Below are 22,505 nucleotides of genomic sequence, written 5' to 3' on the forward strand. Positions count from 1 at the left end.
TAGGAGTTAATTGTCGTGGCTAAAGAAAAATTTGACCGTACCCTCCCGCACGTCAACGTTGGCACCATCGGTCACGTCGACCACGGTAAAACCACGCTGACCGCTGCTCTGACTCGCGTCTGCTCCGAAGTTTTCGGTTCGGCCGTTGTTGCTTTCGACAAGATCGACAGCGCTCCGGAAGAAAAGGCTCGTGGTATCACCATCAACACCGCGCACGTTGAATACAACTCGCTGATCCGTCACTACGCTCACGTTGACTGCCCAGGTCACGCTGACTATGTGAAGAACATGATCACCGGTGCTGCGCAGATGGACGGCGCTATCCTGGTTTGCTCGGCCGCTGATGGTCCGATGCCACAAACCCGTGAGCACATCCTGCTGTCCCGTCAGGTTGGCGTTCCGTACATCGTTGTCTTCCTGAACAAGGCTGACATGGTAGACGACGCTGAGCTGCTGGAACTGGTTGAGATGGAAGTGCGCGATCTGCTGAGCACTTACGACTTCCCAGGCGACGACACCCCGATCATCATCGGTTCCGCTCTGATGGCTCTGAACGGCCAAGACGACAACGAAATGGGCACCACTGCCGTTCGTAAACTGGTTGAGACTCTGGACAGCTACATCCCAGATCCAGTCCGTGTTATCGACAAGCCGTTCCTGATGCCAATCGAAGACGTATTCTCGATCTCCGGTCGCGGTACTGTTGTAACTGGCCGTATCGAGCGCGGTATCGTCAAGGTTCAGGATCCACTGGAAATCGTTGGTCTGCGTGACACTACCGTCACCACCTGCACCGGTGTTGAAATGTTCCGTAAGCTGCTCGACGAAGGTCGTGCTGGCGAGAACTGCGGCGTGCTGCTGCGCGGCACCAAGCGTGACGACGTTGAGCGTGGCCAGGTTCTGGTCAAGCCAGGTTCGGTTAAGCCGCACACTACCTTCGAAGCTGAAGTGTACGTGTTGAGCAAAGAAGAAGGCGGTCGTCACACTCCGTTCTTCAAAGGCTACCGTCCACAGTTCTACTTCCGGACCACTGACGTGACCGGTAACTGCGAACTGCCGGAAGGCGTTGAAATGGTAATGCCAGGCGACAACATCAAAATGGTTGTCACCCTGATCAAAACCATCGCAATGGAAGATGGTCTGCGTTTCGCCATTCGTGAAGGCGGTCGTACCGTCGGCGCTGGCGTCGTAGCCAAAATCATCGCTTAATAAGTGATGACTTGAAAAAGCCCCCGCCTAGCGGGGGCTTTTTTATTGGGTTGACACTGTGGTAGCCCGTCTATAGAATTGCGCCTCCTTTTAACGGGCGTATTGCGCTCGCTGGGAATAGCAGCCGGAGTCTGAAATCCAATGCAAAATCAGCAAATCCGTATCAGGTTGAAGGCTTTTGACCATCGCCTGATCGACCAATCCACCCAGGAAATCGTGGAAACCGCGAAACGTACTGGTGCTCAAGTGCGTGGTCCAATTCCACTGCCTACCCGTAAAGAGCGGTTCACCGTTCTGGTCTCCCCGCACGTCAACAAAGACGCGCGTGACCAGTACGAGATCCGTACTCATAAGCGCGTACTGGACATCGTCCAGCCAACGGATAAAACCGTTGATGCTCTTATGAAGCTTGATCTTGCGGCCGGTGTGGAAGTGCAGATCAGCCTCGGCTAAGACTCGGTCTTAGTCGTGTAACGCTCTGAAATGGGCGGCCATAGCGGGTGAAAGCCCCGTACACTCATGAGGTTTACAACATGACTATTGGTGTAGTCGGTCGTAAATGCGGTATGACCCGTATTTTCACCGAAGAAGGTGTCTCCATTCCGGTCACGGTCATTGAGATCGAGCCGAATCGCGTCACCCAGTTCAAAACTGAAGAAACCGATGGCTATCGTGCAGTGCAAGTCACTGTAGGCGAGCGTCGTGCTTCGCGTGTTACAGCTGCTCAGGCTGGCCACTTCGCTAAAGCGAACGTTGCCGCTGGTCGTGCCGTAATGGAATTCCGCCTTGAAGAAGGCGAGTACCAGGCCGGCGATCTGATCAACGCTGAAATCTTCGCCGCTGGTCAACTGGTTGATGTAACCGGTCAGTCCAAAGGTAAAGGCTTCCAGGGTACGATCAAGCGTTGGAACTTCCGCGGGCAAGATAATACCCACGGTAACTCCGTGTCCCACCGCGTTCCAGGCTCTATCGGCCAGTGCCAGACTCCTGGTCGTGTATTCAAGGGCAAAAAAATGTCCGGTCATATGGGCGCTGAGCGCGTGACCGTGCAGTCCCTCGAAGTAGTGCGCGTGGACGCTGAACGCAATCTGTTGTTGGTCAAGGGCGCTGTTCCTGGCGCTACTGGCGGCAACTTGGTTGTACGTCCAGCAGCCAAGGCTCGCGGTTAAGGGGAAGCTGACATGCAATTAAATGTAAATGACGCTCAAGCGATCGAAGTTTCCGAACTGACATTTGGCGGCGAATTCAACGAGACGCTGGTTCACCAAGCAGTCGTGGCCTACATGGCCGGCGGCCGTCAAGGTAGCAAGCAGCAAAAGACCCGTTCCGACGTTCGTGGTGGCGGTAAGCGCCCATGGCGTCAGAAAGGTACTGGCCGCGCGCGTGCCGGTACTATCCGTAGCCCAATCTGGCGTGGCGGCGGTACCACTTTCGCAGCTCGTCCTCAGGATCACACCCAGAAGCTGAACAAGAAGATGTATCGCGCAGCAATGCGTTCCATCCTTGCTGAGCTGGTGCGTACTGATCGTCTGGTTGTGGTTCAGGACTTCGCTGTTGATGCACCGAAGACCAAAGATCTGCTGAACAAACTGACCGGCATGGGCCTGACTGACGTCTTGATCGTGTCTGAAGTGGTTGATCAGAACCTGTACCTGGCTGCTCGCAACCTGCCACACGTTGATGTACGTGACGTGCAAGGTTCCGATCCAGTTAGTCTGATCGCATACGACAAGGTGTTGATCACCGTGTCGGCCGTGAAGAAATTCGAGGAGCTGCTGGGATGAACCAGGAACGCGTATTTAAAGTTCTGCTTGGCCCGCACGTTTCCGAGAAGGCTACGGTTCTGGCTGACAAGAAAGGCCAGTTCGTTTTCAAGGTTGCAACTGACGCAACCAAGCTGGAAATCAAGAAGGCCGTCGAAAGCCTGTTCAGCGTGAAAGTAGAGCGTGTTACTACCCTGAATGTTCTGGGTAAGAGCAAGCGCACTGCTCGCGGTCTGGGCAAGCGTAATGACTGGAAGAAGGCAGTTATCTCCCTTCAGCCAGGCCAAGATCTCGATTTCAGCAGCAGTGCTGAGTAAGGAAGGGGTGCATCATGGCAATCGTTAAATGCAAACCGACTTCCCCTGGCCGCCGTCATGTGGTCAAGGTGGTCAACCAGGAGCTGCATAAAGGCGCTCCTCACGCACCGCTGCTCGAGAAAAAATCGAAGACTGGTGGTCGTAACAACAATGGTCGTATTACCACTCGTCACATCGGTGGTGGCCATAAGCAGCATTATCGTCTGGTCGATTTCCGTCGCAACGACAAAGATGGCATTCCAGCCACTGTCGAGCGTATCGAATACGATCCAAACCGTACTGCTCACATTGCTCTTATGTTGTACGCAGACGGCGAACGCCGTTACATCATCGCCCCTAAAGGCGTGAGCGCTGGCGACCAGCTGATTTCGGGTGCTTTGGCTCCGATCAAGCCGGGCAACCAGTTGCAACTGCGCAGCATTCCAGTTGGTAGTACCGTACACGGCATCGAATTGAAGCCAGGTAAAGGCGCGCAAATCGCTCGTTCCGCTGGTGCTTCGGCTCAGCTGATCGCTCGTGAAGGTGTCTACGTGACCCTGCGTCTGCGTTCTGGTGAGATGCGTAAAGTGCTGGCTGAATGCCGCGCGACCCTGGGTGAAGTCTCGAACTCCGAGCACAGCCTGCGTTCGCTGGGTAAAGCTGGTGCCAAACGCTGGCGTGGCGTTCGCCCAACCGTTCGTGGTGTTGCCATGAACCCGGTTGACCACCCACATGGTGGTGGTGAAGGTCGTACCTCTGGTGGTCGTCATCCGGTATCGCCATGGGGCTTCCCGACTAAGGGCGCGAAGACTCGTGGTAATAAGCGTACCGACAAAATGATCGTCCGTCGTCGCAAGTAAATAGAGGGATACGACAGTGCCACGTTCTCTGAAAAAAGGTCCTTTTATTGATCTTCACCTACTGAAGAAGATCGAAGTGGCGGCGGAAAAGAACGATCGCAAACCAGTTAAAACCTGGTCGCGTCGTTCGATGATCCTGCCACAAATGGTCGGTCTGACCATCGCTGTACACAACGGTCGTCTCCACGTCCCAGTTCTCGTTAACGAAGACATGGTCGGCCACAAACTAGGCGAGTTTGCCGGTACCCGCACTTACCGTGGGCACGTGGCAGACAAGAAAGCCAAGCGTTAAGGGGTTAGGAAATGGAAGTAGCCGCTAAGTTGTCGGGCGCTCGAATCTCCGCCCAGAAAGCCCGCTTGGTCGCCGACCAGATCCGCGGGAAGAAGGTGGGCGAAGCGCTCAACCTGTTGGCTTTCAGCAGTAAGAAAGCCGCCGAGATCATGAAGAAAGTGCTGGAGTCGGCCGTAGCCAACGCCGAGCATAACGAAGGCGCAGACGTTGATGACCTTAAAGTCAGCACCGTTTTCGTCAACGAAGGGCGTTCGCTGAAGCGAATCATGCCACGTGCCAAAGGCCGTGCTGATCGCATCGTCAAGCGGTCTTGCCATATCACTGTCAAGGTTGCTGACAAGTAACGGAGTCGAAGAGATGGGTCAGAAAGTACATCCCATTGGCATTCGCCTGGGAATCGTCAAGGAGCACACCTCCGTCTGGTACGCAGACGGTCGGACTTATGCGGACTATTTGTTCGCTGATCTGAAGGTGCGTGAGTATCTCCAAGACAAACTAAAAAGCGCGTCCGTAAGCCGTATCGATATCCATCGTCCGGCTCAAACAGCACGTATCACCATCCACACCGCTCGTCCAGGTATCGTTATCGGGAAGAAAGGTGAAGATGTTGAGAAACTGCGTCAGGACCTGACCAAGCAAATGGGTGTGCCTGTGCACATCAATATCGAAGAAATCCGCAAGCCGGAGCTCGACGGTATGTTGGTTGCGCAGAGCGTAGCTCAGCAGCTGGAGCGTCGCGTAATGTTCCGTCGCGCTATGAAGCGCGCTGTACAGAACGCCATGCGCATTGGTGCCAAAGGCATCAAAATCCAAGTGAGCGGTCGTCTCGGCGGTGCTGAAATCGCACGTACTGAATGGTATCGCGAAGGTCGTGTGCCACTGCACACCCTGCGTGCCGACATCGACTATGCCAACTACGAAGCTCACACCACTTACGGTGTGATCGGTGTAAAGGTTTGGATCTTCAAAGGCGAAGTAATTGGTGGTCGCCAAGAAGAACTGAAACCACAAGCACCAGCGCCTCGTAAAAAAGCTGCTAAGTAAGGGGTACGCCAAATGTTGCAACCAAAGCGTACGAAGTTCCGCAAGCAGATGACTGGCCACAACCGTGGCTTGGCTCAGCGCGGTAGCAAAGTCAGCTTCGGCGAATATGCGCTGAAGTCTGTAGCTCGTGGTCGTCTCACCGCTCGTCAGATCGAGTCAGCGCGTCGTGCACTGACCCGTCACGTTAAACGTGGCGGCAAGATCTGGATCCGTGTATTCCCGGACAAGCCGATCTCCAAAAAGCCCCTCGAAGTTCGGATGGGTAAAGGTAAGGGTTCTGTGGAGTACTGGGTTGCCCAGATTCAGCCAGGCAAAGTCCTGTATGAAATCGAGGGTGTTACTGAAGAGCTGGCGCGTGAGGCATTTGCCTTGGCTGCTGCAAAGCTGCCGCTCGCCACCGCCTTCGTTAAACGGACGGTGATGTGATGAAAGCGAACGAACTTCGTGAAAAAGACGCGCCGCAGCTTAACGAGCAACTGCTCGGCCTGCTGCGCGACCAGTTCAATCTGCGCATGCAGAAAGCAACTGGCCAGTTGGGGCAGTCTCACCTGCTCCGGCAAGTTAAGCGTGACATCGCTCGCGTGAAGACTGTGCTCAAACAGCAGGCAGGTAAGTAATCATGGCTGAAGCCGAAAAAACCGTCCGTACGCTGACTGGCCGTGTTGTCAGCGACAAAATGGACAAGACCATCACCGTTCTGATCGAGCGTCGCGTAAAGCACCCGATCTACGGTAAATACGTTAAGCGTTCGACTAAGCTGCACGCGCACGACGAAACCAATCAGTGCCACATCGGCGACAAAGTCACTATTCGTGAAACTCGTCCTTTGGCCAAGACCAAGTCTTGGGCGCTGGTTGATGTTCTCGAACGCGCTGTGGAAGTCTAAGGACTAGGGGTCGGAGAAATTATATGATTCAGACTCAATCCATGCTCGATGTGGCCGATAACAGCGGCGCACGCCGCGTTATGTGCATCAAGGTGCTGGGTGGCTCCCATCGTCGTTACGCTGGTATCGGTGACATCATCAAAGTTACCGTGAAGGAAGCAATTCCTCGCGGTAAAGTGAAAAAAGGCCAAGTGATGACTGCTGTTGTAGTCCGCACTCGTCACGGCGTACGCCGTGCTGATGGCTCCATTATCCGCTTTGATGGCAACGCTGCTGTTCTTCTGAACAACAAGCAAGAGCCGATCGGCACCCGTATCTTTGGGCCAGTGACCCGTGAACTTCGTACTGAGAAGTTCATGAAGATCGTCTCGCTCGCCCCAGAAGTGCTGTAAGGAGATCCGACATGCAAAAGATTCGTCGTGACGACGAGATCATCGTGATCGCCGGCAAAGACAAAGGTAAGCGCGGTAAGGTGCTTAAGGTTCTCGCTAACAACCGTCTGGTTATTGGTGGTCTGAACCTGGTTAAGCGTCATACCAAGCCTAACCCGATGTCGGGCGTGCAAGGCGGTATCGTCGAAAAAGAAGCTCCACTGGACGCTTCTAACGTCGCCATTTTCAACGGCGAAACCAACAAGGCTGATCGCGTTGGTTTCAAAGTAGAAGACGGCAAGAAAATTCGTGTCTTCAAGTCGACCCAAAAAGCGGTTGATGCTTGAACACTGCTAGGTAGATGAGACCATGGCACGACTAAAAGAGATTTACTGGAAAGAAATCGCACCGAAGCTTAAGGAAGAACTTAAGCTTTCGAACGTGATGGAAGTTCCACGCGTTACAAAAATCACCCTGAACATGGGTCTGGGCGAAGCGGTCGGTGACAAAAAAGTCATCGAGCACGCTGTTGCCGACCTGGAAAAGATCACCGGTCAGAAAGTCGTTGTGACTTACGCTCGGAAATCCATCGCTGGCTTTAAAGTCCGTGAAGGTTGGCCGATCGGCGTCAAAGTGACCCTGCGCCGTGAGCGTATGTACGAATTCCTGGATCGTCTGCTGTCGATCTCCCTGCCTCGGGTCCGCGACTTCCGCGGCCTGAATGCCAAGTCCTTCGATGGTCGTGGTAACTACAGCATGGGCGTTAAAGAGCAGATCATCTTCCCGGAAATCGACTACGACAAGATCGATGCTCTCCGCGGTCTGGACATTACCCTGACCACCACTGCCAAGAACGATGATGAAGGTCGCGCCCTGTTGCGTGCTTTCAAATTCCCGTTCCGCAACTGATTGGAGTAGGAAAATGGCCAAGATGAGCATGAAAAACCGCGAGCTGAAACGTCAGCTCACGGTTGCCAAGTACGCCAAAAAGCGTGCAGCACTGAAAGCTATCATCGTTGATCTGAACGCAAGTCCAGAAGCGCGTTGGGAAGCTACAGTAGCTCTGCAGAAGCAGCCACGTGACGCAAGCGCCTCGCGCATGCGTAACCGCTGCCGCCTGACCGGTCGTCCACACGGCGTTTACCGCAAGTTCGGCCTCGGCCGTAACAAACTGCGTGAAGCTGCAATGCGTGGTGACGTACCTGGTCTGGTTAAAGCCAGCTGGTAAGTACTTTCGAAGTCCAGGTGGCCAGAATCGCAAGAGACTGACCGCCGGTGACCTAGAATCTGGAACAAGCCCCTTTTGGGGCTTGTTTCATTTCCGGAGTATGTCTAAAATACGCGGCTCGCCTGAGCCCGTGTGTTTTAGGCCCGGAGATTCTCGGCGACATATGTAGCCGCAAGGCTAATTTTTTTGTATTAGGAGCGTCTAGCCCATGAGTATGCAGGACCCGTTAGCGGACATGCTAACTCGAATCCGTAATGCCCAGATGGCTGAAAAGTCCGTCGTAAGCATGCCTTCTTCCACGTTGAAGGTGGCTGTAGCTAAAGTCCTGAAGGACGAAGGTTACATCGCGGGTTATCAGATCAGCAGCGAAACAAAACCACTGCTGTCTATCGAGCTGAAATATTTCGAAGGCCGTCCGGTCATCGAAGAAGTGAAGCGCGTTAGCCGTCCAGGCCTGCGTCAGTACAAGTCCGTCGATGATCTGCCAAAAGTTCGTGGCGGTCTCGGTGTGTCTATCGTCTCCACCAACAAAGGTGTGATGACGGATCGTGCTGCGCGCGCTGCCGGTGTCGGCGGCGAAGTTCTTTGCACTGTGTTCTAAGGGGGGATAAGCATGTCACGCGTCGCTAAGAACCCCGTTAAGCTGCCAGCCGGTGTCGAAGTCAAATTCGCAGGCCAACAGCTTTCGGTGAAGGGTGCCAAGGGCACTCTCGAACTGAACATCCATTCGTCCGTTGAGATCGTTGAAGAAGCTGGTGAGCTGCGTTTCGCTGCTCGCAATGGCGATCAACAAACTCGCGCAATGGCTGGTACCACTCGTGCGTTGGTAAACAACATGGTCCAAGGCGTAAGCCAAGGCTTCGAGCGCAAGCTCCAGCTGGTCGGTGTTGGTTACAAAGCGCAAGCAAAAGGCACAGTGCTGAATCTGGCTCTTGGCTTCTCGCACCCAGTGGATTATGAACTGCCGGAAGGCATCACCGCTGAGACTCCTAGCCAGACCGATATCCTGATCAAGGGCATCGACAAGCAGCTGGTAGGTCAAGTGGCCGCCGAGATCCGCGACTTCCGTCCACCAGAGCCGTACAAAGGCAAAGGTGTGCGCTACGCGGACGAAGTCGTCCGTCGTAAAGAAGCCAAGAAGAAGTAGGGCATAGCAAATGACCGACAAAAAAGTTACTCGACTGCGTCGCGCTCGCAAAGCACGCCTGAAAATGCACGAACTCGAAGTCGTGCGTCTCTGCGTGTTCCGCTCGTCGCAGCACATTTACGCCCAGGTCATTTCGGCCGACGGCGCCAAAGTTCTGGCATCCGCCTCGACTTTGGATAAAGAACTGCGTGATGGTGCCACTGGCAACATCGACGCGGCCACTAAGGTTGGCCAGCTGGTCGCTACGCGTGCTAAGGCCGCTGGCGTCTCGCAAGTGGCTTTCGACCGCTCTGGCTTCAAGTACCACGGCCGCGTTAAAGCGCTGGCTGATGCTGCTCGTGAAGCTGGGCTGGAGTTCTAAGTTATGTCAAATAACGACCAAAAGCGCGACGAAGGCTACATCGAGAAGCTGGTTCAAGTTAACCGCGTAGCCAAAACCGTTAAAGGCGGCCGTATCTTCACTTTCACCGCGTTGACCGTGGTTGGTGATGGTAAAGGGCGCGTTGGCTTCGGCCGTGGCAAGTCGCGTGAAGTGCCTGCTGCGATCCAGAAGGCAATGGAAGCTGCTCGCCGCAACATGATCCAAGTTGACCTGAACGGCACCACTCTGCAGTACGCAATGAAGTCCGCTCACGGCGCTTCGAAGGTGTACATGCAGCCTGCTTCTGAAGGTACCGGTATCATCGCTGGCGGCGCTATGCGTGCTGTCCTCGAGGTTGCTGGCGTTCAGAACGTTCTGGCCAAGTGCTATGGCTCGACTAACCCGGTAAACGTGGTTCACGCCACTTTCAAAGGTTTGAAAGCTATGCAGTCTCCTGAATCCATTGCCGCCAAGCGTGGCAAAAGCGTCAAGGAGATCTTCTGATCATGGCTACCGTTAAAGTAACGCTGATCAAAAGCATGACCGGCCGCATCCCTAACCACAAACTGTGCGTTAAGGGTCTGGGTCTGCGTCGCATCGGTCACACTGTAGAAGTACTTGATACTCCCGAGAATCGCGGGATGATCAACAAGGCTTACTACATGCTGCGTGTCGAGGGTTAATCGATGAAACTCAATGATCTGAGTCCAGCGCCGGGTTCCCGTCGCGAAAAGCATCGTCCGGGCCGTGGTATCGGTAGTGGTTTGGGCAAGACCGGTGGCCGTGGCCACAAAGGTCAGTCCTCCCGCTCCGGTGGCACCATTGCTCCAGGCTTTGAAGGCGGTCAACAGCCGCTGCATCGTCGCCTGCCGAAGTTCGGTTTCGTTTCCCTGAAAGCCATGGACCGCGCAGAAGTGCGTCTGTCCGAGCTGGCTAAAGTGGAAGGCGACATCGTCACCGTGCAGTCCCTGAAAGATGCCAACGTGATCAACGTCAACGTTCAGCGTGTGAAAATCATGCTGTCCGGCGAAGTTACTCGCGCTGTTACCATCGGAAAGGGAATCGGCGCCACCAAAGGTGCGCGTGCGGCTATCGAAGCAGCTGGCGGCAAGTTCGAGGAATAAATGGCTAAGCAAGGTGCTCTCTCTGCGCTCGGCAAAGGCGGTATGTCTGAACTCTGGGCTCGTCTGCGTTTTCTGTTCCTGGCGATTATCGTCTACCGAATAGGCGCACACATCCCGGTTCCAGGTATCAACCCGGACCGACTCGCGGACCTGTTTCGACAGAATGAGGGGACCATTCTTAGCTTGTTCAACATGTTTTCCGGCGGCGCGCTGGAGCGGATGAGCATCTTTGCACTGGGGATCATGCCGTACATTTCGGCATCGATCATCATGCAACTGATGACAGCCGTCAGCCCGCAGCTGGAGCAGTTGAAGAAGGAAGGTGAAGCTGGGCGTCGCAAGATTGCCCAGTACACCCGCTACGGCACTGTCGTCCTCGCTCTCGTTCAGGCAATTGGCATGTCCATTGGTCTGGCGGGGCAGGGCGTATCGTTCACTGGTGACTTTGGCTTCCATTTCGTCGCGGTATCCACTTTTGTGGCTGGTGCGATGTTCATGATGTGGCTGGGTGAGCAGATTACTGAGCGTGGTGTTGGCAACGGTATCTCGATGTTGATTTTCGCAGGTATCGTCGCCGGTCTTCCGAGAGCGATCGGGCAGTCTTTCGAGTCTGCGCGTCAGGGTGATATCAACATTTTCGCCCTGGTTGCGATCGGTTTGCTGGCAGTAGCGATTATCGGTTTTGTGGTGTTCATTGAGCGTGGCCAGCGTCGTATTGCTGTTCACTACGCCAAGCGTCAGCAGGGCCGCAAGGTCTTCGCTGCGCAGACTAGCCACTTGCCGCTGAAGGTGAACATGGCCGGTGTTATTCCGGCTATTTTCGCGAGCAGCATTTTGCTGTTCCCGGCTTCGTTGGGTACCTGGTTCGGTCAGTCTGAAGGTATGGGCTGGTTGCAGGACATCTCGCAGTCGATCGCTCCTGGTCAGCCGTTGAATATTCTGCTGTTTAGTGCAGGGATTATTTTCTTCTGCTTCTTCTATACGGCGTTGATGTTCAATCCGAAAGACGTAGCGGAAAACCTGAAGAAGTCCGGTGCCTTTATTCCGGGCATCCGTCCAGGCGAGCAGTCGGCGCGCTACATTGATGGCGTTCTGACGCGTTTGACCCTGTTCGGTGCTCTATATATGACGGCCGTGTGCCTGCTGCCCCAGTTCCTGGTGGTTGCGGCAAACGTTCCGTTCTACCTTGGCGGGACCTCGTTGCTGATCGTCGTCGTGGTTGTGATGGACTTCATGTCCCAAGTACAATCGCACCTCGTTTCGCACCAGTACGAATCCCTGATGAAGAAAGCCAACCTGAAGGGTTACGGCAGCGGAATGTTGCGCTGAGTACCCATAAGGTTCGAGGAGTTGGTGATGAAAGTTCGTGCATCGGTGAAAAAGCTGTGCCGTAACTGCAAGATTATTCGCCGCGAAGGTGTTGTTCGAGTAATTTGCAGCGCGGAACCGCGTCACAAACAGCGCCAAGGCTGAGTGTGATTGTGCTTCAAGCCCGGTAGCTAGTGCGCTACCGGGTTGATTATTTGTTATTACAGCGATATTATCTCGCGCCCTATTTCTTGGCTTCCGGGGCGTAGGTAGCTGTCAATTGGAGTCCCACTGAATGGCCCGTATTGCAGGCGTTAACATTCCAGATAACAAGCATACTGTTATCTCGCTGACCTACATCTATGGTGTTGGTCGCACTACTGCGCAGAAAATTTGCGTGGTTGCTGGGGTAAACCCAGCCGCTAAGATCAAGGATCTGAGCGACGAGCAGATTGAATTGCTGCGTGGCGAAGTGGCGAAGTTCACCACTGAAGGTGACCTGCGTCGCGAAATCAACATGAAAATCAAGCGTTTGATGGACCTCGGTTGCTATCGCGGTCTGCGTCATCGTCGTGGTCTTCCAGTGCGCGGTCAGCGTACCAAGACTAACGCGCGTACCCGTAAAGGTCCGCGTAAGCCGATCCGCAAGTAATCGCCCCAGCGAATCGACAGGAAAATTATCATGGCAAAACCTGCTGCTCGTCCTCGTAAAAAAGTTAAAAAGACAGTGGTTGATGGCATCGCCCACATCCATGCTTCTTTTAACAACACAATCGTGACCATCACCGACCGTCAAGGTAACGCGCTTTCTTGGGCTACCTCCGGTGGTTCGGGTTTCCGCGGTTCCCGCAAGTCCACCCCGTTTGCTGCTCAAGTAGCTGCTGAACGTGCTGGTCAAGCTGCGCTGGAATACGGCCTGAAAAACCTCGACGTTAACGTCAAGGGTCCAGGTCCAGGTCGTGAGTCTGCTGTCCGTGCTTTGAACGGCTGTGGCTATAAGATCGCCAGCATCACCGACGTGACGCCAATCCCGCACAACGGGTGCCGTCCGCCGAAGAAGCGCCGCGTGTAATCCAGGAGATTGTAAAGAATGGCTCGTTACATTGGTCCAAAATGCAAACTCGCTCGTCGCGAAGGCACCGATCTCTTCCTGAAGAGCGGCGTGCGCGCGATCGAATCGAAGTGCAACATTGAAGCAGCACCTGGTATCCACGGCCAACGCCGCGGTCGCCAGTCCGATTACGGCACCCAACTGCGTGAAAAGCAGAAGGTCCGTCGTATCTACGGCGTTCTCGAGCGTCAATTCAGCGGCTACTACAAAGAAGCTGCTGGCAAGAAAGGTGCAACCGGTGAAAACCTGCTGCAACTGCTCGAATGCCGTCTGGACAACGTTGTATACCGTATGGGCTTTGGTTCGACTCGTGCCGAATCCCGTCAGCTGGTATCGCACAAATCCGTAAGCGTTAACGGTCAGACCGTAAACGTGCCGTCGTACCAGGTTCGTGCTGGTGACGTGGTCGCGATTCGCGAGAAAGCAAAGAACCAACTTCGCATTGTCCAAGCTCTCGATCTGTGTGCCCAACGTGGCCGCGTAGAATGGGTAGAAGTAGACACTGAGAAGAAGTCGGGCGTTTTCAAGAACGTTCCAGCTCGCAGTGATCTGTCCGCCGACATCAACGAAAGCCTGATTGTCGAGCTCTACTCCAAGTAAGGGCTAGAAAATAGGTGCATCCATGCAGATTTCGGTAAATGAGTTCCTGACACCCCGCCATATTGATGTGCAGGTTGTCAGTCCAACCCGCGCCAAGATCACTCTCGAGCCTCTCGAGCGTGGTTTCGGCCACACCCTGGGCAACGCGCTGCGACGCATCCTGTTGTCCTCAATGCCCGGCTGTGCAGTAGTCGAGGCCGAGATTGACGGTGTACTCCATGAGTACAGCGCCATCGAAGGCGTACAGGAAGACGTAATTGAAATCCTGTTGAACCTTAAAGGTCTGGCTATCAAGCTGCACGGTCGTGACGAAGTTACGCTGACCTTGTCGAAGAAGGGTTCGGGGGTGGTTACCGCTGCCGATATTCAGCTGGATCATGATGTCGAGATCGTTAACCCCGATCACGTAATCGCTAACCTGGCGTCTAACGGCGCCCTGAACATGAAGCTCACCGTAGCTCGTGGTCGTGGTTATGAACCGGCAGACTCGCGTCAGAGCGATGAAGACGAAAGCCGCAGCATCGGTCGCTTGCAGCTTGACTCTTCGTTCAGCCCGGTTCGCCGTATCGCATACGTGGTGGAAAACGCCCGTGTCGAGCAGCGTACTAACCTGGACAAGCTGGTTATTGATCTGGAAACCAACGGTACCCTGGATCCTGAAGAGGCTATCCGCCGTGCTGCAACCATCCTGCAACAGCAGTTGGCTGCGTTCGTCGATCTCAAAGGTGACAGTGAGCCAGTGGTTATCGAGCAGGAAGACGAGATCGATCCGATCCTGCTTCGCCCGGTTGACGATCTGGAACTGACTGTACGTTCGGCTAACTGCCTTAAGGCGGAAAACATCTACTACATCGGTGACCTGATTCAGCGTACCGAAGTAGAGCTGTTGAAGACTCCGAACCTTGGCAAGAAATCCTTGACTGAAATCAAGGACGTTCTGGCCTCCCGCGGTCTGTCCCTCGGCATGCGCCTCGACAACTGGCCGCCTGCAAGTCTTAAGAAGGACGACAAGGCGACTGCCTGATCGTCGTAATCACCGAACGTTGTGTTTGGTAAGGAATGAACCATGCGTCATCGTAAAAGTGGTCGTCACCTGAGCCGCACCAGCTCGCACCGCAAGGCCATGTTTCAAAACATGGCGGTGTCGCTGTTCGAGCACGAGCTGATCAAAACTACACTGCCAAAAGCTAAAGAACTGCGTCGCGTTGCTGAGCCGCTGATCACTTTGGCCAAGACAGACAGCCTGGCTAACCGCCGTCTGGCTTTCGACCGTACTCGTTCGAAAGCTATCGTTGGTAAGCTCTTCAACGACCTGGGCAAGCGTTACGCTACCCGTGAGGGTGGCTACCTGCGCATCCTCAAGTGCGGTTTCCGCACGGGTGACAACGCGCCTATGGCGTACGTTGAGTTGGTTGATCGTCCAGTTGGCGGTGAAGCTGTATCCGCTGAGTAAGACGTCAGTCTGAAACGAAGAACCGGGCCTAGTGCCCGGTTTTTTGTGTCTGCAAGAAATGCATCGCTGTGGTGGTTACGGTCATTATTCGGTCGGGACTGTTGTTAGTATTTTTCTATTGATTGTCGCAAATTAATGAATTTGTAGATTAGGCGATCAACGGTAATACTCGTCTCAAGCCGATTAGCCGGCAAGATCCAGACCTGACATAGGATGAACACCGCATGAGCCAAACCAGAACGCTAACCACCGCCAGTGGCGCTCCTGTCGCTGATAACCAGAATTCCCGCTCTGCAGGCCCTCGCGGCCCGCTTCTGCTCGACGATTTCCATCTGATCGAGAAGCTCGCGCATTTCAACCGTGAAAACATCCCTGAGCGCCGCGTCCACGCCAAGGGTTCAGGTGCCTATGGCACCTTCACGGTAGCTCGTGACATTACCGAGTACACCAGCGCCAAGCTGTTCGAAGCGGTCGGCAAGCAAACCCCAACCTTCCTGCGATTCTCTACCGTAGGTGGTGAGCGTGGTTCGGCCGATACCGAGCGTGACCCGCGGGGCTTTGCCCTGAAGTTCTATACCGAGGAAGGTAACTGGGACATCGTCGGTAACAACACGCCAGTGTTCTTCATCCGTGATCCGCTGAAATTTCCTGACTTCATCCACACGCAAAAACGTCTACCCCAGAGCAATCTCAAAAGCGCGCAGATGATGTGGGACTTCTGGTCCCACTCGCCTGAGGCGCTGCACCAGGTCACCATCCTGTTCTCGGACCGTGGAATCCCTGACGGCTACCGTCACATGCACGGCTTCGGCAGCCACACCTATAGCCTGCTCAATGCCAGGGGCGAGCGTCACTGGGTGAAGTGGCATTACAAAACCCGGCAAGGGATCAAGAACCTCGCGCCGGCAGATGCTGCACGCCTGGCGGGTACCGATCCAGACTACGCCCAGCGCGACCTGTTCGAAGCGATCGAGCGCGCAGACTTCCCGAAATGGCGCGTTTGCATTCAGATCATGACTGAGGCGCAAGCGGCTGCTCATTATGAAAATCCTTTCGACGTGACCAAGACCTGGTCGCAGAAAGAGTTTCCGCTGATCGAAGTGGGTGAGCTTGAGCTTAACCGTAATCCGCTGAACTACTTCGCTGAAGTCGAGCAAGCGGCATTCGGGCCAAGCAACATGGTCCCAGGTGTTGGCTTGTCGCCGGACCGCATGCTCCAGGGCCGTGTATTCGCGTATGCGGATGCCCACCGCTACCGCATAGGTACCAATCACCAGCATCTGCCGGTGAATGCACCTCTCAGCCCTGTGAACACTTACCAGCGCGACGGCTCGATGGCATTTGGCAGCAATGGTGGTGCGGCACCCAACTATGAGCCGAACAGCTACGTGGACGCTCCGAAGCAGGCGCCTCGTTACGCCGAGCCAGCCCTGCAGCTGAGCGGCGCCGCTGACCGCTTTGATCATCGCGAAGACACCGACTACTACAGTCACGCCGGTGCGCTGTTTCGCCTGATGAACGACGAGCAAAAGCATCTGCTGGTCAGCAACATCTCTGGAGCGATGTCGGGTGTTTCCAGCGACGTGGTTGATCGTCAGCTGCAACATTTCTTCAAGGCCGATCCGGCGTATGGAGAAGCAATCGCAAAGGCACTCAACGTACAGATTAACGAAGTCTAAACGAGAAGCAGAACCGCCCTCATTTGGGCGGTTTTTGCGTTATTTAGGCCGGTTTTCTCTGAATATCTTCGCATTTATTGCGTCTGGCGAGTGACGTTCCGGGCATGTTGGTTCAAACTACAGACTTTCAAGCAGGGAGATGTAGGGCGATGCAAGGCCACCCAGATGTTATCGATTACCTCAACACGTTGCTGACCGGCGAACTCGCCGCGCGTGACCAGTATTTTGTTCACTCGCGGATGTATGAGGACTGGGGGTTCACCGAGCTCTACGAACGTATCAACCACGAGATGGAAGAAGAGGCGCAGCACGCTGACGCCCTGATGCGTCGCATCCTCATGCTCGAAGGCACGCCACGCATGCGTCCGGACGACCTGGATGTGGGCACCACCGTGCCGGACATGCTCGCCGCCGACCTGCGCCTGGAATACAAAGTCCGCGCCGCACTCTGCAAGGGCATCGAGCTCTGCGAGTTGCATAAGGACTACGTCAGCCGCGAGATCCTGCGTATTCAGTTGAACGACACCGAAGAAGATCACACCTACTGGCTCGAGAAGCAGTTGGGCCTGATCAAGTTGATCGGCCTGGAGAATTACCTGCAATCGCAGTTCTGATCCAAAAGATCGCAGCCTTCGGCAGCGCCTACAGGTGCGCGCATTCCCACGTAGGAGCTGCCGAAGCCTATAGAAGATACAAAAAAGCCCCTGTCACCGACAAAGTGACAGGGGCTTTTTCATGGGCGCAGATCAGTCCCGGTCGCGAGCCAGCAACGGCTTGAGATAAAAACCGGTGTGAGACTGCTTCATCTCGGACACTTCTTCGGGTGTGCCCACTGCAATGATCTGCCCACCCTTGGAACCACCCTCCGGGCCAAGATCCACCAGCCAGTCAGCTGTCTTGATCACATCCAGATTGTGCTCGATCACTACCACGGTATTGCCGTGGTCGCGCAGACGGTGCAATACATCGAGCAGTTGCTGGATATCCGCGAAGTGCAAGCCGGTGGTCGGCTCATCGAGGATGTACAGGGTCTTGCCCGTGTCACGTTTCGACAGCTCGCGGGACAGTTTGACCCGCTGGGCTTCACCGCCGGACAAGGTAGTCGCCGACTGTCCGAGCTTGATGTAGGACAAGCCCACGTCCATCAGGGTCTGAAGCTTGCGCGCCAGAGCCGGAACCGCATCGAAGAATACCCGGGCTTCCTCGATAGTCATCTCGAGGGTTTCGTGAATGTTCTTGCCCTTGTACTTGATCTCCAGGGTTTCGCGGTTGTAGCGCTTGCTCTTGCAGACGTCGCACGGCACGTAGATGTCCGGCAGGAAGTGCATCTCTACCTTGATCAGGCCATCACCCTGGCACGCTTCGCAGCGGCCGCCCTTTACGTTGAAGGAGAAGCGACCCGGGCCGTAACCACGGGAACGGGACTCCGGTACGCCGGCAAACAATTCGCGAATCGGCGTGAACAGCCCGGTGTAGGTCGCCGGGTTGGAGCGCGGCGTACGACCGATCGGGCTCTGGTCGATGTCGACAACCTTGTCCAGATGCTCCAGCCCCTTGATGCTGTCGTGTGCGGCAGCTTCGAGTGTGGTTGCACCGTTCAGCGCAGTGGCGCTCAGGGGAAACAGGGTGTTGTTGATCAGCGTCGACTTGCCCGAGCCGGATACGCCGGTCACACAGGTCAACAGGCCGATCGGAATCTCCAGGTCGACATTGCGCAGGTTATTGCCGCGAGCGCCCTTGAGAGACAACGACAGCTTCTTGTTGCGTGGGGTGCGCTTGGCGGGCACCGCGATCTTCACGCGTCCGGACAAATATTTGCCGGTCAATGAATCCGGGTGGGCCATGACCTCGGCGGGCGTGCCCTCGGCAACAATATGTCCACCGTGTACCCCGGCGCCTGGGCCGATATCCACTACGTAATCCGCCAGGCGGATCGCATCTTCATCATGCTCGACCACGATCACCGTGTTACCGATGTCGCGCAGGTGCTTGAGGGTGCCCAGCAGACGGTCGTTGTCACGCTGATGCAGACCGATTGAAGGCTCGTCGAGGATGTACAGCACGCCCACCAGGCCGGCGCCAATCTGGCTGGCCAGGCGGATTCGCTGGGCTTCACCGCCGGACAAGGTGTCAGCACTACGGTCCAGCGAGAGGTAGTCGAGACCCACGTTAACCAGGAACTGCAGGCGCTCGCGGATTTCCTTGAGGATTTTGTCGGCAATTTCACCGCGACGACCGGTGAGCTTCAGCCCACCGAAATATTCACAGGCGTCGCCAATCGGCAGGTTGGTCACTGCCGGCAGCGTCTTCTCGCCCACCCAGACGTGCCGCGCTTCGCGACGCAGGCGGGTGCCGCGGCAGTCCGGGCAAGGCTGGGTACTCAGGAACTTGGCCAGTTCTTCGCGCACCGACGCCGACTCTGTTTCGCGATAGCGACGTTCCAGGTTAGGCACGATGCCTTCGAATGGGTGCGAGCGTTTGACGATATCGCCACGGTCGTTCAGGTATTTGAAGTCGACGTTCTGCGAGCCACTGCCATGCAGAATGAATTTCTGCTGATCGGCGGGCAATTCGTTGAACGGCACTTCAAGGCTGAATTTGTAATGCGAGGCCAACGACCCGAGCATCTGGAAGTAATAGACGTTGCGCCGATCCCAGCCGCGTATGGCGCCCTCTGCGAGTGTCAGCTCGCCATTGACCAGTCGCTTGATATCGAAAAACTGTTTCACCCCCAGGCCGTCGCAGGTGGGGCAAGCGCCAGCCGGGTTGTTGAAAGAAAACAGCTTGGGCTCAAGCTCGCTGATCGCATGGCCGCAGATCGGGCAGGCGAAGCGCGCGGAGAAGATGATCTCTTCACCAGGCTCGTCGTCCATCGGCGCTACCAGGGCAATGCCGTCGGCCAGTTTCAAGGCGGTCTCGAAAGACTCGGCCAGGCGCTGTTGCAGATCGGCGCGAACCTTGAAGCGGTCGACCACGACATCAATCGAATGCTTTTTCTGCTTGTCCAGCTTCGGCAGTTCATCCAGCTCGCACAGCCGGCCGTTCACCCGGGCGCGCACGAAGCCCTGGGCGCGCAGTTCTTCGAAGACCGACAGGTGTTCGCCTTTGCGCTCGCGAATGACCGGGGCCAGCAGCATCAGCTTGCTGCCCTCCGGTTGAGCGAGGACCAGGTCGACCATCTGGCTGACGGTTTGCGCTTCCAGCGGGATATCGTGGTCCGGGCAGCGCGGGATACCAACGCGGGCGTACAGCAGGCGCAGGTAATCGTAGATTTCGGTGATGGTGCCGACGGTCGAGCGCGGGTTGTGCGACGTCGACTTCTGCTCGATGGAAATCGCTGGCGACAAGCCTTCAATGGTGTCGACGTCAGGTTTTTCCATCATCGACAGGAACTGCCGCGCATAGGCCGACAGCGATTCGACGTAGCGGCGCTGGCCCTCGGCGTACAGGGTGTCAAAAGCCAGGGAAGACTTGCCGGATCCGGACAGGCCGGTGATGACGATCAGTTTGTCCCGTGGCAGGGTCAGGTCGATGTTCTTCAGGTTGTGGGTTCGGGCCCCACGAATCAGGATCTTGTCCAAAGTGGCCTCGCTTGGCGGGCGTCGAAAACGTAGGAGTATACGGCCAAATACTGGATGGATGCACACTATCAAACGAGCGGGTTATTCTCTTACATGAAGAGTCTGACAGGTGAGCGCGGCAAAGCGTCGCGATATACCCTGTCAATCGATGGGACTGGTAGAATCGCCGCCGGTTCACATGAGGTTTTTCCATGCACGATCCCCACAGCGAACGCATGAGTGGCAGTGAGACCCGCGCAGCAAGCGGTCTGGCCCTGGTGTTCGCCTTCCGTATGCTTGGCATGTTCATGGTGTTGCCCGTGTTGGCGACCTATGGCATGGACCTGGCTGGCGCCACCCCGGCCCTCATCGGACTGGCGATTGGCGCTTACGGCCTGACCCAGGCGCTCTTCCAGATTCCGTTCGGCTTCATTTCCGATCGCATCGGCCGTCGCCCGGTGATCTACCTGGGTCTGATCATCTTTGCCCTGGGTAGCGTATTGGCCGCCAATGCCGATTCGATCTGGGGTGTGATTGCCGGGCGAATCCTGCAGGGTGCAGGCGCGATTTCCGCTGCGGTGATGGCACTGCTGTCCGACCTGACCCGCGAGCAGCACCGCACGAAAGCCATGGCCATGATCGGCATGACCATCGGCTTGTCATTCGCCGTCGCAATGGTCGTGGGCCCTCTGCTGACACGCGCCTTCGGCCTGTCCGGGTTGTTCCTGGCCACTGGCGCCATGGCGCTGCTTGGCATCGTCATCGTGATGTTCATGGTGCCCCGTGCCACCGGTCCGCTGCAGCATCGAGAATCCGGTGTGGCCCGCCAGGCGCTGCTGCCAACGCTCAAGCATCCGGACCTGTTGCGCCTTGACCTGGGCATTTTTGTGTTGCACGCCATGTTGATGTCCAGCTTCGTTGCCTTGCCCCTGGCACTGGTCGAAAAAGCCGGCCTGCCCAAGGAGCAGCACTGGTGGGTTTACCTCACTGCGCTGCTGATTTCCTTCTTCGCCATGATCCCGTTCATTATCTACGGCGAGAAGAAACGCAAAATGAAACGAGTTTTATTGGGCGCGGTGCTGACGCTGATGCTCACTGAGCTATTCTTCTGGCAGTTCGGCGATAGCTTGCGGGCTCTGGTAATCGGCACGGTGGTGTTCTTCACCGCGTTCAATCTGCTGGAAGCTTCGTTGCCATCGCTGATCAGCAAGGTTTCACCGGCAGGCGGCAAGGGCACGGCCATGGGGGTTTATTCCACCAGTCAGTTCCTCGGTTCGGCGTTGGGCGGGATCATGGGCGGGTGGATGTTCCAGCATGGCGGTTTGTCGGCTGTGTTCCTTGGATGCGCCGGGCTGGCTGCCCTCTGGTTGGCCTTTGCTGTTACCATGCGCGAACCACCCTACGTGACGAGCCTGCGCTTGCCGCTGTCGCCCGAGGCGATCCGCGAAGCGGGTCTGGTCGAGCGCCTGATGGCCGTCGTAGGGGTAACAGACGCAGTCGTGGTTGCTGATGAAGCAGCCATTTACATCAAATTGGACACCGAACTATTGGATCGCACCACCCTCGAGCGCCTGGTGAACAACCCGGCCCCGACAGCGTGCGAAGCCTAGGAGAACGTTATGGCCCGTGGGGTTAACAAAGTCATATTGGTCGGCACTTGCGGCCAGGATCCCGAAGTTCGCTACCTGCCTAACGGTAACGCCGTGACTAACCTGAGTCTGGCGACCAGCGAACAGTGGACCGACAAGCAAACCGGTCAGAAGGTCGAGAAGACCGAATGGCACCGTGTATCGATGTTCGGCAAGGTTGCCGAGATCGCCGGCGAATACCTGCGTAAGGGTTCGCAGGTGTACATCGAAGGCAAGCTGCAGACCCGCGAGTGGGAAAAAGACGGTATCAAGCGTTACACCACTGAAATCGTGGTCGACATGCAAGGCACCATGCAGCTGCTGGGCGGCCGTCCACAACAGGGCGACCAGCAAGGCGGTGGCAACAACTACCAGCAGTCCGCCCCGGCTCCACGCCAGCAGGCTCCACGTCCGCAATCGGCACCGCAACAGTCTGCACCGCAGCAGTCGCGTCCAGCCCCTCAGCAGGCCGCTGCGCAGCCGGCTCCGGATTTCGACAGCTTTGATGACGATATCCCGTTCTGATCCGCAGCTTGTTCAGAACCGCAAAACAAAAAAAGCGAAGCCATATGGCTTCGCTTTTTT

General features: G+C 55.9%; 34 protein-coding genes. 33 read left to right on the forward strand and 1 reads right to left on the reverse strand.

The genetic code is table 11. The features are described 5' to 3' along the window. The first annotated feature begins 15 nt into the window (after positions 1-15). The 31 genes from tuf to bfr all read left to right on the forward strand — a co-directional run bounded on the left by tuf (position 16) and on the right by bfr (position 17,346). Positions 16-1,209, forward strand: coding sequence for an elongation factor Tu (gene tuf / locus UB23_RS00795; RefSeq protein WP_008145495.1), 1,194 nt, complete (start codon positions 16-18; stop codon positions 1,207-1,209). Between the two features lie 141 nt (positions 1,210-1,350). Next, positions 1,351-1,662, forward strand: coding sequence for a 30S ribosomal protein S10 (gene rpsJ / locus UB23_RS00800; RefSeq protein WP_003186070.1), 312 nt, complete (start codon positions 1,351-1,353; stop codon positions 1,660-1,662). An 80-nt stretch (positions 1,663-1,742) separates the two neighbouring features. After that, the gene (gene rplC, locus UB23_RS00805) at positions 1,743-2,378 is read left to right on the forward strand and encodes a 50S ribosomal protein L3 (protein ID WP_027898301.1); all 636 of its coding nucleotides are present in this window, start codon (positions 1,743-1,745) and stop codon (positions 2,376-2,378) included. A gap of 12 nt (positions 2,379-2,390) precedes the next feature. Continuing rightward, positions 2,391-2,993 carry a 50S ribosomal protein L4 gene (gene rplD, locus UB23_RS00810; RefSeq protein WP_007896707.1) on the forward strand — a complete coding sequence of 201 codons (603 nt, stop codon included), beginning with the start codon at positions 2,391-2,393 and terminating at the stop codon, positions 2,991-2,993. Then, positions 2,990-3,289, forward strand: a complete 300-nt coding sequence (gene rplW / locus UB23_RS00815; protein ID WP_002555488.1) for a 50S ribosomal protein L23 — start codon at positions 2,990-2,992, stop codon at positions 3,287-3,289. The genes rplD and rplW overlap by 4 nt, the downstream gene beginning before the upstream one ends. 14 nt (positions 3,290-3,303) lie before the next feature. Next, positions 3,304-4,128 carry a 50S ribosomal protein L2 gene (rplB, locus tag UB23_RS00820; protein WP_045057466.1) on the forward strand — a complete coding sequence of 275 codons (825 nt, stop codon included), beginning with the start codon at positions 3,304-3,306 and terminating at the stop codon, positions 4,126-4,128. A gap of 16 nt (positions 4,129-4,144) precedes the next feature. Then, positions 4,145-4,420 (forward strand): 30S ribosomal protein S19, encoded by a 276-nt coding sequence (rpsS, locus tag UB23_RS00825; protein ID WP_003232420.1) that lies wholly within the window; start codon positions 4,145-4,147, stop codon positions 4,418-4,420. A gap of 11 nt (positions 4,421-4,431) precedes the next feature. Then, the gene (gene rplV, locus UB23_RS00830; RefSeq protein WP_003103908.1) at positions 4,432-4,764 is read left to right on the forward strand and encodes a 50S ribosomal protein L22; all 333 of its coding nucleotides are present in this window, start codon (positions 4,432-4,434) and stop codon (positions 4,762-4,764) included. A 13-nt stretch (positions 4,765-4,777) separates the two neighbouring features. Beyond that, positions 4,778-5,464, forward strand: coding sequence for a 30S ribosomal protein S3 (rpsC, locus tag UB23_RS00835; RefSeq protein WP_003176422.1), 687 nt, complete (start codon positions 4,778-4,780; stop codon positions 5,462-5,464). A 12-nt stretch (positions 5,465-5,476) separates the two neighbouring features. After that, a complete protein-coding gene (gene rplP, locus UB23_RS00840; RefSeq protein WP_045057467.1) occupies positions 5,477-5,890 on the forward strand; it encodes a 50S ribosomal protein L16 in 414 nt (137 codons plus the stop codon). Further along, on the forward strand, positions 5,890-6,081 hold the full coding sequence (rpmC, locus tag UB23_RS00845; RefSeq protein WP_008030901.1) for a 50S ribosomal protein L29: 192 nt from the start codon (positions 5,890-5,892) through the stop codon (positions 6,079-6,081). The genes rplP and rpmC overlap by 1 nt, the downstream gene beginning before the upstream one ends. A 2-nt stretch (positions 6,082-6,083) precedes the next feature. After that, complete coding sequence (rpsQ, locus tag UB23_RS00850) at positions 6,084-6,350, forward strand: 30S ribosomal protein S17 (protein WP_003176419.1); 267 nt, start codon at positions 6,084-6,086, stop codon at positions 6,348-6,350. Between the two features lie 23 nt (positions 6,351-6,373). Further along, positions 6,374-6,742: a 50S ribosomal protein L14 gene (gene rplN / locus UB23_RS00855; protein WP_002555479.1), complete on the forward strand. Its 369-nt coding sequence runs from the start codon at positions 6,374-6,376 to the stop codon at positions 6,740-6,742. Positions 6,743-6,753: 11 nt separating this feature from the next. Beyond that, the gene (gene rplX / locus UB23_RS00860) at positions 6,754-7,068 is read left to right on the forward strand and encodes a 50S ribosomal protein L24 (RefSeq protein WP_003176416.1); all 315 of its coding nucleotides are present in this window, start codon (positions 6,754-6,756) and stop codon (positions 7,066-7,068) included. A gap of 22 nt (positions 7,069-7,090) precedes the next feature. Then, entirely contained in the window at positions 7,091-7,630 is a 540-nt protein-coding gene (gene rplE / locus UB23_RS00865) for a 50S ribosomal protein L5 (RefSeq protein WP_003176415.1), read from the forward strand. A 13-nt stretch (positions 7,631-7,643) separates the two neighbouring features. Then, entirely contained in the window at positions 7,644-7,949 is a 306-nt protein-coding gene (gene rpsN, locus UB23_RS00870) for a 30S ribosomal protein S14 (RefSeq protein ID WP_003176414.1), read from the forward strand. 208 nt (positions 7,950-8,157) lie between these two features. Continuing rightward, positions 8,158-8,550 (forward strand): 30S ribosomal protein S8, encoded by a 393-nt coding sequence (rpsH, locus tag UB23_RS00875; protein ID WP_008065722.1) that lies wholly within the window; start codon positions 8,158-8,160, stop codon positions 8,548-8,550. A gap of 12 nt (positions 8,551-8,562) precedes the next feature. Next, a complete protein-coding gene (gene rplF, locus UB23_RS00880; protein ID WP_003176412.1) occupies positions 8,563-9,096 on the forward strand; it encodes a 50S ribosomal protein L6 in 534 nt (177 codons plus the stop codon). A gap of 10 nt (positions 9,097-9,106) precedes the next feature. Beyond that, on the forward strand, positions 9,107-9,457 hold the full coding sequence (rplR, locus tag UB23_RS00885; protein WP_017341069.1) for a 50S ribosomal protein L18: 351 nt from the start codon (positions 9,107-9,109) through the stop codon (positions 9,455-9,457). 3 nt (positions 9,458-9,460) lie between these two features. Continuing rightward, positions 9,461-9,961: a 30S ribosomal protein S5 gene (gene rpsE / locus UB23_RS00890; RefSeq protein ID WP_003186035.1), complete on the forward strand. Its 501-nt coding sequence runs from the start codon at positions 9,461-9,463 to the stop codon at positions 9,959-9,961. A 2-nt stretch (positions 9,962-9,963) separates the two neighbouring features. Further along, entirely contained in the window at positions 9,964-10,140 is a 177-nt protein-coding gene (rpmD, locus tag UB23_RS00895) for a 50S ribosomal protein L30 (protein WP_003186033.1), read from the forward strand. 3 nt (positions 10,141-10,143) lie between these two features. Beyond that, positions 10,144-10,581: a 50S ribosomal protein L15 gene (gene rplO, locus UB23_RS00900; protein WP_007896782.1), complete on the forward strand. Its 438-nt coding sequence runs from the start codon at positions 10,144-10,146 to the stop codon at positions 10,579-10,581. After that, positions 10,582-11,910, forward strand: a complete 1,329-nt coding sequence (gene secY / locus UB23_RS00905) for a preprotein translocase subunit SecY (RefSeq protein ID WP_008073883.1) — start codon at positions 10,582-10,584, stop codon at positions 11,908-11,910. A 27-nt stretch (positions 11,911-11,937) separates the two neighbouring features. Continuing rightward, entirely contained in the window at positions 11,938-12,054 is a 117-nt protein-coding gene (gene rpmJ / locus UB23_RS28145; protein WP_002555468.1) for a 50S ribosomal protein L36, read from the forward strand. A 130-nt stretch (positions 12,055-12,184) separates the two neighbouring features. Next, entirely contained in the window at positions 12,185-12,541 is a 357-nt protein-coding gene (gene rpsM / locus UB23_RS00910) for a 30S ribosomal protein S13 (protein WP_045057468.1), read from the forward strand. A 30-nt stretch (positions 12,542-12,571) separates the two neighbouring features. Continuing rightward, complete coding sequence (gene rpsK / locus UB23_RS00915; protein ID WP_002555466.1) at positions 12,572-12,961, forward strand: 30S ribosomal protein S11; 390 nt, start codon at positions 12,572-12,574, stop codon at positions 12,959-12,961. Between the two features lie 18 nt (positions 12,962-12,979). Beyond that, entirely contained in the window at positions 12,980-13,600 is a 621-nt protein-coding gene (rpsD, locus tag UB23_RS00920; protein WP_003210056.1) for a 30S ribosomal protein S4, read from the forward strand. Positions 13,601-13,622: 22 nt separating this feature from the next. Beyond that, positions 13,623-14,624 carry a DNA-directed RNA polymerase subunit alpha gene (locus UB23_RS00925; protein ID WP_003176403.1) on the forward strand — a complete coding sequence of 334 codons (1,002 nt, stop codon included), beginning with the start codon at positions 13,623-13,625 and terminating at the stop codon, positions 14,622-14,624. Between the two features lie 42 nt (positions 14,625-14,666). Then, a complete protein-coding gene (gene rplQ / locus UB23_RS00930; RefSeq protein WP_007896790.1) occupies positions 14,667-15,053 on the forward strand; it encodes a 50S ribosomal protein L17 in 387 nt (128 codons plus the stop codon). A 224-nt stretch (positions 15,054-15,277) separates the two neighbouring features. Beyond that, complete coding sequence (locus UB23_RS00935; protein WP_045057469.1) at positions 15,278-16,732, forward strand: catalase; 1,455 nt, start codon at positions 15,278-15,280, stop codon at positions 16,730-16,732. 149 nt (positions 16,733-16,881) lie between these two features. Continuing rightward, positions 16,882-17,346, forward strand: a complete 465-nt coding sequence (bfr, locus tag UB23_RS00940) for a bacterioferritin (protein WP_045057470.1) — start codon at positions 16,882-16,884, stop codon at positions 17,344-17,346. A 132-nt stretch (positions 17,347-17,478) separates the two neighbouring features. Here the strand turns inward: bfr and uvrA are convergent, their stop codons facing one another. Next, positions 17,479-20,313 (reverse strand): excinuclease ABC subunit UvrA, encoded by a 2,835-nt coding sequence (uvrA, locus tag UB23_RS00945; RefSeq protein WP_045057471.1) that lies wholly within the window; start codon positions 20,311-20,313, stop codon positions 17,479-17,481. A 191-nt stretch (positions 20,314-20,504) separates the two neighbouring features. Between uvrA and UB23_RS00950 the strand changes: the two genes are divergently transcribed. Then, the gene (locus UB23_RS00950) at positions 20,505-21,902 is read left to right on the forward strand and encodes an MFS transporter (RefSeq protein WP_045057472.1); all 1,398 of its coding nucleotides are present in this window, start codon (positions 20,505-20,507) and stop codon (positions 21,900-21,902) included. 9 nt (positions 21,903-21,911) lie between these two features. Further along, a complete protein-coding gene (locus UB23_RS00955; protein ID WP_045057473.1) occupies positions 21,912-22,445 on the forward strand; it encodes a single-stranded DNA-binding protein in 534 nt (177 codons plus the stop codon). The last annotated feature ends 60 nt before the right edge of the window (positions 22,446-22,505 follow it).

Source organism: Pseudomonas sp. ES3-33, assembly GCF_000952175.1.
GTDB classification, from domain to species: domain Bacteria; phylum Pseudomonadota; class Gammaproteobacteria; order Pseudomonadales; family Pseudomonadaceae; genus Aquipseudomonas; species Aquipseudomonas gregormendelii.